This is a genomic window from Bacillus sp. FSL E2-8887, assembly GCF_038007205.1.
In the GTDB taxonomy this organism is placed as follows: Bacteria; Bacillota; Bacilli; order Bacillales; family Bacillaceae_G; genus Bacillus_A; species Bacillus_A mycoides.
The window spans coordinates 3,568,315-3,580,945 of sequence record NZ_JBBOWS010000001.1 but is presented as its reverse complement, the minus strand read 5'-3'; the positions used below and the strand labels follow the sequence as shown (position 1 = coordinate 3,580,945).

Genomic DNA, 12,631 nt, shown 5'->3' with positions numbered 1-12,631 from the left:
GATTGAATAAGAACAGGGAAGTGGAGGAATCAGTAGTGCGAGTATTAGTAAGTGGTGGGGGTACTGGAGGACATATTTATCCAGCTCTTGCTTTAATTAGAGAAATAAAAAAACTAAATCCGGAAGCAAGATTTTTATACATTGGTACAGAGAATGGATTAGAGAGTACCATCGTACCGAAAGCGGGTATTCCGTTCCAATCTATTGTTATAAGTGGATTTAAACGAAAAATATCTCTTGATAATGTAAAAACCGTGATGCGTTTCCTAAAAGGTGTTCAAGATAGTAAACGATATATTCGTCGTTTTAACCCTGATATTGTGATTGGTACGGGTGGATACGTATGTGGGCCAGTTGTATATGCTGCGGCTAAATTAGGTATTCCGACTATTGTCCATGAACAAAATAGTGTACCTGGTGTAACGAATAAATTTTTAAGTCGTTATGTCGATAAAGTTGCAGTTTGTTTTGAAGCAGCTGCAGAACATTTTCCACAGTCAAAAGTGGTTATGACAGGTAATCCACGTGCATCAGAAGTAATGGACCAAAATGGAATGAAAGGAAAACGTTCGGTAGGACTATCCCTTTCTAAAAAATCCGTGCTTATTTTTGGTGGGAGCCGCGGGGCTAGACCGATTAACGATGCTTTTGTAGAAGCGATTGAACAATTTGGGAATAAAAGTTACGAAGTATTATATGTAACAGGCGAAGTACATTATGATAAAGTTATGGAAGCCGTGAAACAAAAAGGGAATCCGAATAATGTTATTATTAAACCTTTTATTCATAATATGCCAGAGGTACTGACGGGTGTAGATCTTGTTGTTTCAAGGGCAGGGGCTACAACGCTTGCAGAATTAACAGCGTTAGGAAAGCCGAGTGTATTAATTCCAAGTCCGTACGTAACAAATAACCATCAAGAAAAAAATGCACGATCAGTTGTTGATAAAGGAGCAGCTAAAATGCTACTTGAAAAAGATTTAACATCTGAAACGCTTATTCGTGACATTGATGAGATTTTATTGGATACACAAACATTACAAAATATGAAACTGGCTACTAAGCAACTTGGTATTCCAGATGCAGCAAATAAGCTATATGAAGTAATGAACAAGCTTATTAAAAAATAACATTAGGTGAACGCCCCGCATATTACTGTAATAAGGAGACTTGATATGGGGGAGATTGTCTATGGAACAATTAGTAAAAGAGCTTTTAGAAGCAAATGTTGGTCGCGTGTTAGTTAATGAACCGTTAGCGCGTTACACGACTATGAAAATAGGCGGACCAGCTGATATTTTAATTGTACCAAAGCATGTTGCTGGTATTGAGAAGACTCTAGAGTTAGTAAAGAAGTACAAGACAAGGTGGACTGCAATTGGTCGTGGTTCAAATCTTCTCGTATCTGATCAAGGTATAGAAGGTGTGGTTATTCGTTTAGGAGAAGGATTAGACCATTTAGAAGTCGAAAAACATAGAGTAAGAGTCGGTGCTGGATATCCCCTTATTAAATTGTCAACTTTACTTAGTCGACAGGGATTAGCGGGCCTGGAATTTGCAAGTGGTATTCCAGGAAGTGTTGGCGGTGCAGTGTATATGAATGCAGGCGCTCATAAGTCCGACATATCGAGTGTATTAACGAAAGCTCGTATTTTGTTTGACAATGGAACAATTAATTGGTTGACGAATACCGAAATGGGCTTTTCTTATCGCACATCTGTATTGCAAATGAAACGCCCTGGTATTGTTTTGGAAGCTGAATTCCAATTGGAGGTAGGCGAACGCGAGGGAATTGTAAGAAGCATGCAAAAGAATAAAGAGTATCGCCGTGAAACGCAGCCTTGGAATCACCCTTGTGCAGGAAGTATATTTCGAAATCCAGTCCCCTATTTTGCAGGAGATTTAATAGAAAAATCAGGGCTTCGTGGTTATACAATAGGTGGAGCTCAAATTTCTGAAATGCATGGGAATTTTATTGTTAATACTGGTGTGGCCTCAGCGCAAGATGTATTAGACTTAATCGCATTGGTAAAGCGTACAATTAAAGATAAATTTGGTGTTGATATGCATACAGAAGTAGAAATAATTGGAAGATAACGGTTGTTCGTTCCGCTCATTATCATTTATGTTATAATAAGAAGATAAGAACGGCATGAGGAACATGCCGTTCTTTATGTTACATAGGGGGATCGTACATGAAAAATAGTAAAGTGATTAAACTACAAGATCGTGTACCAAAATTAAAGAATCAAAATAAAAAAAATAAGAAACCTGTTAATCATCGGTTAATTTTATACATATCGATTTTATTTTTATTAGTACTCTTTTTAATTTATTTTCGGTCTCCGCTTAGTAATATAAAAAAGATAAGTGTCTTTGGAAATCATTATATGACAGATGAACAAGTTATGAAGGAATCAGGTGTGACATATGATACGAGTTATTTCCGAGTAACAGCACATAAAGCAGAAGAAAACTTAACGAAACGAAAAGAAATTAAAGAGGTAAATGTAAAAAAACGTTTCCCAAACAAAATTGATGTTCATATCGAAGAATATTTAACAATTGGCTATATAAACAAAGATGGGAAATTACAACCGTTATTAGAAAATGGGAAAACACTCGATGTACTTCCGAACGGAAAGCTTCCAGTTGCAGCACCAATTTTTGAACCATTTAAAGAGGAAAAAATGAAGGAATTAATTGCAGAACTAGAAAAATTAACGCCAACTATTTTAAGGTCTATTTCTGAAATTCGTTATACACCAACGAACGCAAATGAAGATCATCTTACTTTATATATGAATGAAGGATATGAAGTGAGCACCACTATTCAAAATTTCGCAAAGCGAATGGAAGCTTATCCACTTATTTTAAAAACAATTGAACCTGGTAAGAAGGTTTTAATTGACTTAGAAGTGGGTGCATATACGAAGGAACTAGGTGCTGAAGAAAAGAAAGAATAGAATGATAGTTTTTACTGCGTTATTACGTATGAAATGAAACAAATGTTCTTTTATATGGATGCTAATTTGCAAGAATGCTTAATTTGATGAAAAAAATGTAAATTTTCTTAGATTCATACTAGGATTGGTACAAGTTTCACTTTTCTACAAGTACATCTTAGTGTAGACTTATACTTGGCGGTAATCTTTACACTTGAAATATAATTATTTCAAGATAGAGCAGTTATTCACAGGTTACTGCGATATTCTTAAATGAATGTTAAATAAAAATAAGAAAAATATAGGGTTAAAAAAGGGAAACGTACAAAGACGTTGAATATTTTTCTTATAAATAGTAAAGTTGCGATTGTTGTTCCATATATTGAGTTGTATGGTATAAATAAAGAAGGAGGTGCCAAAGAATGAACAGCAATGAAATATATGTTAGTCTTGACATCGGTACATCCAATGTTAAAGTCATCATTGGTGAAATGGTTAATGATAGCTTAAACATTATTGGTGTTGGAAACGTAAAATCAAATGGTTTGAAAAAGGGATCGATAGTTGATATAGATGAAACTGTTCGATCAATTAAAAAAGCAATTGAACAAGCTGAGCGCATGGTGGGTATCCACATTGAGCAAGTTGTAGTAGGTGTCAATGCAAACCAGGTACAGTTGCTCCCGTGTCACGGAGTAGTCGCTGTTTCAAATGAAGATCGTGAAATCGGGAATGAAGATGTCTTACGCGTTCTAGATGCAGCGCAAGTTGTGTCAATTGCTCCTGAACGTGAATTTATTGATGTGGTACCTCGACAGTTCATTGTAGACGGTCTTGACGAGATTAACGATCCACGCGGGATGATCGGTGTAAGATTAGAAATGGAAGGTACACTTATTACAGGCTCGAGAACTTTACTACATAACCTACTTCGTTGTGTAGAAAAAGCAGGTCTTGAAATTGTTGATATTTGTCTGCAACCTTTAGCGGCGGCGACAGTTGCGTTATCTTCGGATGAAAGAAATAGAGGGGTAGCCCTTGTTGATATGGGCGGAGGATCTACAACCTTATCTATTTTTAAAGATGGAGAGTTGCAAGCAACGAGCGTATTGCCATTAGGTGGAGATCATATAACGAAGGATATAGCGATTGGGCTGAAAACTTCAACAGAAAATGCAGATCAAATTAAGCTGAAATATGGACATGCTTTTTATGATACAGCATCTGAAGAAGAGATGTTTACGGTTCCTATTATGGGAAGCGATCAAACAGAACAATATTCTCAGTTGGAATTATCGGATATAATAGAGGCTCGTGTAGAGGAAATTTTAATGTTTGTTCAAGATGAAGTGCATAAGTTAGGAGTAAAGCAAGCTGCTTCTGGATATGTACTAACTGGTGGGATAGCTTCTATGCCAGGTGTTCTTGATCTTGCATACGATATTTTACATGAAAATGTTCGTATAGCAACTCCTGATTATATTGGTGTTCGTGAGCCTCAATATACAAGTGGAGTTGGATTAATTAAACATTCTTATCAAAAAGCTAAATTACGTGGGAAAAATGTGCAGGAAAAGCAAGAACATTTTGAACCAGTACCAGCACCAATGCCGGTACAACAGCAACCTGCGAAACAAAAAACTCGTAATCAAAACAATACTAATCAAAATGATGACCGCATGATGTCAAAAGTAAAACGTGCATTCCGTTATTTATGGGATTAAAATTGGACACGAAAAATGAGGTTCTAGGGGGATTTCGACATGTTAGAGTTTGATACTACTCAAGATCAATTAGCGAATATAAAAGTTATCGGTGTCGGCGGTGGCGGAAACAACGCTGTAAACCGTATGATTGAACACGGTGTACAAGGTGTAGACTTTATCGCTGTGAATACTGATGCACAAGCATTAAATCTATCAAAAGCTGAAACGAAAATGCAAATTGGTGGAAAATTAACGCGTGGACTTGGTGCAGGCGCAAACCCTGAAGTAGGGAAAAAAGCTGCAGAAGAAAGTAAAGAACAGATTCAAGAAGCGCTTCGTGGCGCGGATATGGTCTTCGTAACTGCTGGTATGGGCGGCGGAACTGGAACTGGTGCAGCTCCAGTTGTTGCTCAAGTTGCAAAAGAACTAGGCGCGTTAACAGTTGGTGTTGTAACACGTCCATTTACATTTGAAGGGCGTAAACGTGCAACTCAAGCTGCATCTGGTATTGCGTCATTTAAAGAAAATGTAGATACACTTATCGTAATTCCAAATGATCGCTTATTAGAGATTGTTGATAAAAATACGCCAATGTTAGAAGCGTTCCGTGAAGCAGATAACGTATTACGTCAAGGTGTTCAAGGTATTTCTGATTTAATTGCTACACCAGGTCTAATTAACTTAGACTTTGCAGACGTAAAAACAATTATGTCTAATAGAGGTTCTGCTTTAATGGGTATCGGTTCTGGTAATGGTGAAAATCGTGCTGCTGAAGCTGCGAAAAAAGCGATTTCTAGTCCATTACTAGAAACATCTATTGATGGAGCTCAAGGTGTTATTATGAACATTACGGGTGGCGCAAACTTAAGTTTATATGAAGTACAAGAAGCAGCAGACATTGTAGCTTCAGCTTCGGATCCAGAAGTAAATATGATCTTCGGTTCTGTTATTAATGAAGGATTAAAAGATGATATCGTTGTCACTGTAATTGCAACTGGTTTTGATGATAGTGCTTCTACACAACCACCAAAACCAATTATCCGTCCGACTGCGAATCACACACAACAGCAACAACAACCATTAGCTCAACCTTCAAAACAACGTGAAGTTAAGCGTGAAATGAAACGTGAAGAGCCGGTTGTGCATGATCGTCATACAGATTCAGATGACATCGATATTCCAGCATTCTTACGTAACCGTCGTAGACGATAAAAGAAAAGGAGCTTTCATGCTCCTTTTTTTTGTTGTCTAAATGGAAAAGATCTGCTAAGCAGATCTTTTTTTATTATTTTGCATATGGAGAGCCCAGTCCTATTTTCAAACCATAAGCTGTGATAAATTGAAACTTTAATTAGTCGGGGGTGTTCATCCAAAAATGATTGTTAGCCCGACTCCTACTTAACTTCTGTCCTTTTTTATAGCTGAATTTTGAGGCAGGGTCTTACTGCTCGCAAATAGCAAGATAAACTTTGTATATATATAATTCAATTATTATATATACAAGTAAAAAAATTATATTATTCTATGAAAAATACACTTTTATTTTTTACCGACAGATTATGTCTAGAAATCACAAAATAACAAAAAAATCCCTCCACCAATTGACACACTTTCCTATTGGATATGCATTATACTAGTCTCAACTTAAAAAAAGAGGTGAATTGTTTGGTTGTTTACGCCGACATTGTCTGGTTGTTAAACGCCTGCATTGATTTTCTTTTACTTTTATTAACAGCCACCGTGTTAAAAAAGAGAATCAAAAGATGGAGGCTTGTGTTAGGGGCATTTATAGGTTCAACTATTGTTATTTTCGCCTTTACGCCTTTTGCTTCTATGATGACACATCCAATTATGAAACTATTGTACTCGTTACTTATTGTGTATACAGCATTTGGGTTTTCGACATTTAGAAATTATACACAAACTGTTTTTACTTTCTATTTTGTAACCTTTATGGTTGGTGGAGGATTAATTGGAACGCATTACTTTTTGCAAACGAACGAAATGGTAAATGGATTAGTTCAATCTAAATCAGTTTCTTACGGTGATCCAATTAGTTGGGTATTTGTTATTTTTGGTTTTCCAGTAATTTATTATTTTTCTAAAAAGCGTATAGAAAGCGTAGAGGTCACAAAGATACACTATGATCAAATCGTGAAAGTGGAAATTCAATTAGCTGGAGAGGAACTAGAATTAGCAGGTCTAATTGATAGTGGGAACCAACTTTATGACCCGTTAACGAAAACACCCGTTATGATTATGCATATTTCATCATTAGAACATTGTTTGCCAGCTTGGTTAACAGAACAAATTTATTCCAAAACAGAAATTCCTCAAATACCAGAAAATGATTCTGGATGGGCGACGAAACTACGTTTAATTCCTTTCCGAGCAGTAGGAGTAGAGAATCAATTTTTATGGGCAATTAAGCCAGATTGTGTGCGAGTTTATCATGAAGGTAGTTCGGTTGTTGTAAACAAAGTACTGATTGGATTAAATACACAACAATTATCTACTAATGGAGAGTATCAATGCATTGTACATCCGAAAATGTTGATTTCGCAAAAGATGGTAATTGCTTAATTATGAGAGGCGGGATAATATGGTGAAATTTAAATTTTATTTGGTATACCTTTGGTATAAAGTATTGCTGAAATTAGGAATTAAGACCGATGAAATTTATTATATTGGTGGAAGTGAAGCGTTGCCACCGCCGTTAACGAAAGAAGAAGAGGCAGTTCTTTTGAATAAATTACCAAATGGAGATCAAGCTGCGAGGTCGATGCTTATTGAACGTAACCTAAGGCTTGTTGTATATATAGCAAGAAAATTTGAAAATACAGGGATCAATATTGAGGATTTGATTAGTATAGGAACAATTGGTCTTATTAAGGCAGTGAATACATTTAATCCAGAAAAGAAAATTAAATTAGCAACATATGCATCTCGTTGTATAGAAAATGAAATTTTAATGCATTTGCGTCGAAATAATAAAAATCGTTCGGAAGTTTCTTTTGATGAACCGCTTAACATTGATTGGGACGGAAATGAACTGTTACTATCAGATGTTTTAGGTACAGATGATGACATTATTACAAAAGATTTAGAAGCTACTGTAGATCGTCATCTTTTAATGAAAGCATTGCATCAATTAAATGACCGTGAAAAACAAATTATGGAGCTTCGGTTTGGACTCGCTGGTGGCGAAGAGAAGACACAAAAAGATGTGGCTGATATGCTTGGAATTTCACAGTCTTATATTTCTCGTTTGGAAAAAAGAATTATAAAAAGATTACGAAAAGAATTTAATAAAATGGTGTGAAGAATAAGACCAGTCGGTATCTAGACTGGTCTTATTCTTTTTTTGTGCATTAGGAAATATGATATTTGTGAAAAATGATGGAAAAACCGTATGCATAAAATCCCCTTCAAAGGAAATACTTTACACTGTACAGCAACTCCCGATAGGAGGGAACACTTTGACGAGAAACAAAGTAGAAATTTGCGGTGTTGATACAGCTAAACTTCCAGTACTAAAAAATGAAGAGATGCGTAAATTATTTCGTGAAATGCAAAGTGGAGAGATAAGCGCCAGAGAGAAATTAGTGAATGGAAACTTACGTCTTGTACTGAGCGTCATCCAAAGATTTAATAACAGAGGAGAATATGTTGATGATTTATTTCAAGTTGGTTGCATTGGACTTATGAAATCCATTGATAACTTTGATTTAGGCCAAAATGTAAAGTTTTCAACGTATGCTGTGCCGATGATTATTGGAGAAATACGCAGATATTTGCGTGATAACAATCCAATTCGTGTATCTCGCTCATTACGAGATATTGCGTATAAAGCGTTGCAAGTAAGAGAAAAATTGATTGCTGAAAATTCAAAAGAACCAACAGCGATGGATATTGCGAAAGTTCTTGAAGTGACACATGAAGAGATTGTTTTTGCACTAGATGCGATTCAAGATCCGGTTTCATTATTTGAACCGATTTATAACGATGGAGGAGATCCTATCTTTGTTATGGATCAATTAAAGGATGAAAAACAAAAGGACGAGCAGTGGGTTGAAGAACTGGCGTTGAAAGAAGGAATGAAGCGTTTAAATGATCGTGAAAAAATGATTATTCGAAAACGTTTCTTTCAAGGAAAGACACAGATGGAAGTTGCCGAAGAAATTGGGATTTCTCAAGCGCAAGTATCACGTTTGGAGAAGTCTGCTATTAAGCAAATGAATAAGACGATTCAAGGATAAGGTCCTCACCAGTTATGGTGAGGTCTTTTTTATATATAATATTTTGCGCTCATAGTAGATTGGGTAGGTTCATATAATGAAAATAAAATGGATGTTCTATTAGTAGCGGTTATATACTGTTTATCCGCTTCGAAATTAGGCTGAAGTAAAAGTTAGATGGAAGCGGGACTGCCCGTAAAAGTCCGATTGGCATGGGTTAATAATCAGTAGGGATGGGGATAATCCCACTGATTAAGGTTTCACTTTATTTGAGAGCGTACTTACGATTCATGATATAAGGGAGAGGATGAATATGATACGGATTTCGGAGTTTCAAATGAAGGATGTTGTAAATGTTTCAGATGGAAAGAGGCTTGGAAATATTGGAGATATTGATATTGATATAGACACAGGAAAGATTAGGGCGGTTATTATTTCTAAGCAGGCACGAATGCTTGGACTCTTTGGGAAGGAAGTAGAATTTGTGATTCCTTGGGAGCAAATTATGAAAATTGGAGAAGATGTCATACTTGTAAAAGTAGATCATGTTAATTCTGTAACAGAATCAATACAAACACCGACAATTTCATAAAGAATATTACAAATTCCTCTTTTTTTTCTGTTGTCATTATGAAAAAATAAAAGTATGGTAAAATAGACAGGAAGTACCATACTTTTTTCTGTTATTTTAATTAAAAGGAGTCGCTTTATGAGAGAACCATTTAAATATGCGGACGGTATACTGTATTTACAAGCGTGGAAAGAACTTGGAAACATTACTGTTGGATTTACGACAAAAGATGGTGGAGTAAGTACAGGCTCCTTTCATGCGATGAATTTAGGATTACATGTGAATGATATCGTGGAGAATGTTCATGAAAACAGACGCATTTTAGCTAATAAGTTACAAAAACCATTAGAAAAATGGATTTGCTCTGAACAAGTTCATGACCATCATGTTGAGAAAGTAGGACTGCAAGAAAAAGGGAAAGGCGTTTATTCATATGAAGACGGTATTCCAAAAACGGATGGCATTTATACGACTAACAAAGATGTTCTCTTAACATCTTGTTACGCTGATTGTGTTCCGCTCTATTTTTATGCACCATCACATGATATGATAGGACTTGCGCATGCTGGGTGGAAAGGGACTGTAACAGAGATTGCGAAAGAAATGATTCAAAAGTGGAATGCAGAAGGTGTTTCAAGTGATGAAATTTATGTCGCAATTGGTCCTGCAATCGGATCATGTTGTTATGTTGTTGATGATCGTGTATTAACAGCAGCACAGCAAGTAGTAAACGGATCTGTTCCTCATAAAGTAATTTCTGATGGTCAGTATGCAATTAATTTAAAAGAAGTTAATCGTATATTATGTGTACAAGCAGGCATAAAAGAAGAACATATTGTAATGTCATCTCTTTGTACAAGCTGTGAAGAACAATTATTTTTCTCTCATCGTCGTGATCAAGGTAAGACGGGGAGAATGTTGAGTTTCATAGGTTTTAAGGAGGAGTGAAGTAAGTGACAGTGCAAGGGAATTTAGCAGATGTAAACGAAGTAATTAAAGAATCTTGTGTACGAGCTGGACGTTCGATGAAAGATATTAAGCTCGTTGCAGTTACAAAAACTGTAGGGATTGAAAAAACAAGCGAAGTAATTGAAACAGGAATTATTGATTTAGGTGAAAATAGAAATGAAGGTTTCTTACAAAAATACGAGCATTTCGGTTCAAAAGTGAATTGGCATTTTATTGGATCATTGCAAACGAGAAAAGTAAAAGAAATCATTAATGAGATTGATTATTTACATTCATTAGATCGTCTTTCGCTTGCAAAAGAAATTCAAAAACGTGCTGATAAGAAAGTTAAATGCTTTATTCAAGTGAAAACATCATCTGAAGAATCAAAGCAAGGATTGGCGATAGAAGAAACAATTTCTTTTATTCAAAGTTTGCAAGAATTGGATAAGATTGAAGTGGTAGGATTGATGACAATGGCTCCGTTTACAGGAGAAGAGGAAGAGATTCGTCGCTGCTTTAAGGAATTGCGCATGCTACAAACAGAGGTGCAGGAGCTAGAATTATTACATGCACCATGTAAAGAATTATCAATGGGAATGTCAAATGATTACACGATTGCAATTGAGGAAGGCGCTACATATATTCGTTTGGGAACGGTTTTAGTAGGAAAAGCGTAGGAGGAAGGAGAAAGTTATTATGAGTTGGTCAAAAGTAAAATACTTCTTTTTTGACACACCGGAAGAAAAAGAAGCAGCTCAATATAGTTATGAAAAGGAGCAAACAGACATGAAAAAGCAACAAGATCCCCCAGAACAACAAGATGTTCCGTTTGCGAAAGTGCAACCGAAGCAAAATGTAGTGAGTATTGAAACAGCGAAGCAATCTTCAAAAGTTGTTTTACTAGAACCACGTACATATTCGGAAGCGCAAGGCATTTCGGATCACTTAAAAGGTAGACGAGCTGTTGTAATTAATTTGCAAAGAATGTCTACAGATCAAGCTGTACGTATCGTTGACTTTTTAAGTGGTACTGTATACGCTATAGGCGGGGATATTCAAAAAATAGGCCCGAAAACATTTATGTGTACACCTGAAAATGTTGATATCGTTGGTGCGATTTCAGAGTTATTCGGTGAAGAAGAAGAGACAAATATAAAGAGGTGGTAATACGCCATGACAACAGTTTTAACAGTGTTACTTACTGCTATCGAGATTTACTCGTGGGCACTAATTATTTACATTCTCCTATCATGGTTTCCTGGCGCAAAGGAATCAGCTTTTGGAGATTTTCTTGCGCGTATTTGCGAACCGTATTTAGAGCCGTTTAGAAGGTTTATTCCACCATTTGGTATGATTGATATTTCTCCACTTGTTGCTATTGTTGCCTTGAAACTTGCTAGAGGTGGTTTAGTGAGTTTATTCAACTATTTTTTATAGTGTGAGGTTAAATACATGAGCATCTATGAGCATTTTAGACCTGATGAAGAGGTCTTTGTGGATAAAGTATTAGAGTGGAAACAGGCTGCTGAGTACCATCAAGTTAAGTTAACAGATTTTCTTGATCCAAGACAGCAACAAATTGTTTCTATGGTAATAGGGCAAGGAGATGTAGCTGTACGGTTTGATGGTGCGATGCCTGAAGCCGAACGGAAAAGAGCACTAATTTATCCAGATTATCTAGAATTAAATGAAGAGGAATTTCAAGTAGAAGTATTAGAAATTGACTATCCTTCCAAGTTTTTTACGCTAGAACATAGGCAAATATTAGGTGCATTCATGTCGCTTGGTTTAACAAGGGAAAAATGTGGTGATATTTTGCTTCAAGAAGACCGTGCCCAAATTGCAGTTGCCAAAGAAGTTGTATCGTATATTGAAATGAACTTACAATCAATAGGGAAAATGAAAGTCACACTCTCTCCTATACAAGTAGAGAAAATTTTGCGTGTAGGTGAAAAATGGGGAGAAAAATCTGGGACTGTTTCGTCACTTCGTCTAGATGTTTTATTAGCTGAAATGCTACATATATCTAGGCAGAAGGTACAGCCTCTTATAAAAGGTGGCTTAGTAAAAGTCAATTGGAAAACAGTAGAGCAAACTTCGTATGAATGTTTTCCGGGGGATGTTTTCTCGGTTAGAGGGTATGGACGAAGTAAATTATTTTCTGTAGAAGGTAAAACGAAGCGCGACAAATGGAGAGTTTTGTATGGTATACTAAAATGA

The 12,631-nt window shown here is 36.1% G+C and carries 14 protein-coding genes; all 14 read left to right on the top strand.

The features are described 5' to 3' along the window. Positions 1–35: 35 nt before the first annotated feature. The 14 genes from murG to NSQ08_RS18080 all read left to right on the top strand — a co-directional run bounded on the left by murG (position 36) and on the right by NSQ08_RS18080 (position 12,631). The gene (gene murG, locus NSQ08_RS18145; RefSeq protein ID WP_002088269.1) at positions 36–1,130 is read left to right on the top strand and encodes an undecaprenyldiphospho-muramoylpentapeptide beta-N-acetylglucosaminyltransferase; all 1,095 of its coding nucleotides are present in this window, start codon (positions 36–38) and stop codon (positions 1,128–1,130) included. A 61-nt stretch (positions 1,131–1,191) separates the two neighbouring features. Continuing rightward, positions 1,192–2,097: a UDP-N-acetylmuramate dehydrogenase gene (gene murB, locus NSQ08_RS18140; protein ID WP_002033752.1), complete on the top strand. Its 906-nt coding sequence runs from the start codon at positions 1,192–1,194 to the stop codon at positions 2,095–2,097. 98 nt (positions 2,098–2,195) lie between these two features. Continuing rightward, complete coding sequence (gene divIB, locus NSQ08_RS18135; RefSeq protein WP_002014733.1) at positions 2,196–2,966, top strand: cell division protein DivIB; 771 nt, start codon at positions 2,196–2,198, stop codon at positions 2,964–2,966. A 401-nt stretch (positions 2,967–3,367) separates the two neighbouring features. Then, on the top strand, positions 3,368–4,669 hold the full coding sequence (ftsA, locus tag NSQ08_RS18130; RefSeq protein WP_002014731.1) for a cell division protein FtsA: 1,302 nt from the start codon (positions 3,368–3,370) through the stop codon (positions 4,667–4,669). A gap of 39 nt (positions 4,670–4,708) precedes the next feature. Next, complete coding sequence (ftsZ, locus tag NSQ08_RS18125) at positions 4,709–5,863, top strand: cell division protein FtsZ (protein WP_340777672.1); 1,155 nt, start codon at positions 4,709–4,711, stop codon at positions 5,861–5,863. Between the two features lie 453 nt (positions 5,864–6,316). Next, on the top strand, positions 6,317–7,234 hold the full coding sequence (spoIIGA, locus tag NSQ08_RS18120) for a sigma-E processing peptidase SpoIIGA (protein ID WP_002165147.1): 918 nt from the start codon (positions 6,317–6,319) through the stop codon (positions 7,232–7,234). Between the two features lie 19 nt (positions 7,235–7,253). Continuing rightward, positions 7,254–7,973: an RNA polymerase sporulation sigma factor SigE gene (sigE, locus tag NSQ08_RS18115; RefSeq protein WP_002128857.1), complete on the top strand. Its 720-nt coding sequence runs from the start codon at positions 7,254–7,256 to the stop codon at positions 7,971–7,973. 157 nt (positions 7,974–8,130) lie between these two features. Further along, positions 8,131–8,910, top strand: coding sequence for an RNA polymerase sporulation sigma factor SigG (gene sigG / locus NSQ08_RS18110; protein WP_002014725.1), 780 nt, complete (start codon positions 8,131–8,133; stop codon positions 8,908–8,910). A gap of 292 nt (positions 8,911–9,202) precedes the next feature. Beyond that, positions 9,203–9,481 carry a YlmC/YmxH family sporulation protein gene (locus tag NSQ08_RS18105; protein ID WP_012261605.1) on the top strand — a complete coding sequence of 93 codons (279 nt, stop codon included), beginning with the start codon at positions 9,203–9,205 and terminating at the stop codon, positions 9,479–9,481. Positions 9,482–9,598: 117 nt separating this feature from the next. Then, positions 9,599–10,408 carry a peptidoglycan editing factor PgeF gene (gene pgeF, locus NSQ08_RS18100; RefSeq protein ID WP_340777659.1) on the top strand — a complete coding sequence of 270 codons (810 nt, stop codon included), beginning with the start codon at positions 9,599–9,601 and terminating at the stop codon, positions 10,406–10,408. Between the two features lie 5 nt (positions 10,409–10,413). Beyond that, positions 10,414–11,088 carry a YggS family pyridoxal phosphate-dependent enzyme gene (locus tag NSQ08_RS18095; protein ID WP_002033757.1) on the top strand — a complete coding sequence of 225 codons (675 nt, stop codon included), beginning with the start codon at positions 10,414–10,416 and terminating at the stop codon, positions 11,086–11,088. Between the two features lie 19 nt (positions 11,089–11,107). Continuing rightward, positions 11,108–11,578, top strand: coding sequence for a cell division protein SepF (locus NSQ08_RS18090; protein WP_002014721.1), 471 nt, complete (start codon positions 11,108–11,110; stop codon positions 11,576–11,578). Positions 11,579–11,584: 6 nt separating this feature from the next. Then, on the top strand, positions 11,585–11,848 hold the full coding sequence (locus NSQ08_RS18085) for a YggT family protein (RefSeq protein ID WP_002014720.1): 264 nt from the start codon (positions 11,585–11,587) through the stop codon (positions 11,846–11,848). Positions 11,849–11,863: 15 nt separating this feature from the next. Continuing rightward, complete coding sequence (locus NSQ08_RS18080) at positions 11,864–12,631, top strand: YlmH family RNA-binding protein (RefSeq protein ID WP_002033759.1); 768 nt, start codon at positions 11,864–11,866, stop codon at positions 12,629–12,631.

Excerpts from the sequence above, each read along its gene's own strand:
- murB (WP_002033752.1), top strand. The coding sequence starts at position 1,192 with ATGGAACAATTAGTAAAAGAGCTTTTAGAAGCAAATGTTGGTCGCGTG.
- divIB (WP_002014733.1), top strand. The coding sequence starts at position 2,196 with ATGAAAAATAGTAAAGTGATTAAACTACAAGATCGTGTACCAAAATTA.
- ftsA (WP_002014731.1), top strand. The coding sequence starts at position 3,368 with ATGAACAGCAATGAAATATATGTTAGTCTTGACATCGGTACATCCAAT.
- ftsZ (WP_340777672.1), top strand. The coding sequence starts at position 4,709 with ATGTTAGAGTTTGATACTACTCAAGATCAATTAGCGAATATAAAAGTT.
- sigE (WP_002128857.1), top strand. The coding sequence starts at position 7,254 with ATGGTGAAATTTAAATTTTATTTGGTATACCTTTGGTATAAAGTATTG.
- NSQ08_RS18105 (WP_012261605.1), top strand. The coding sequence starts at position 9,203 with ATGATACGGATTTCGGAGTTTCAAATGAAGGATGTTGTAAATGTTTCA.
- pgeF (WP_340777659.1), top strand. The coding sequence starts at position 9,599 with ATGAGAGAACCATTTAAATATGCGGACGGTATACTGTATTTACAAGCG.
- NSQ08_RS18090 (WP_002014721.1), top strand. The coding sequence starts at position 11,108 with ATGAGTTGGTCAAAAGTAAAATACTTCTTTTTTGACACACCGGAAGAA.
- NSQ08_RS18085 (WP_002014720.1), top strand. The coding sequence starts at position 11,585 with ATGACAACAGTTTTAACAGTGTTACTTACTGCTATCGAGATTTACTCG.
- NSQ08_RS18080 (WP_002033759.1), top strand. The coding sequence starts at position 11,864 with ATGAGCATCTATGAGCATTTTAGACCTGATGAAGAGGTCTTTGTGGAT.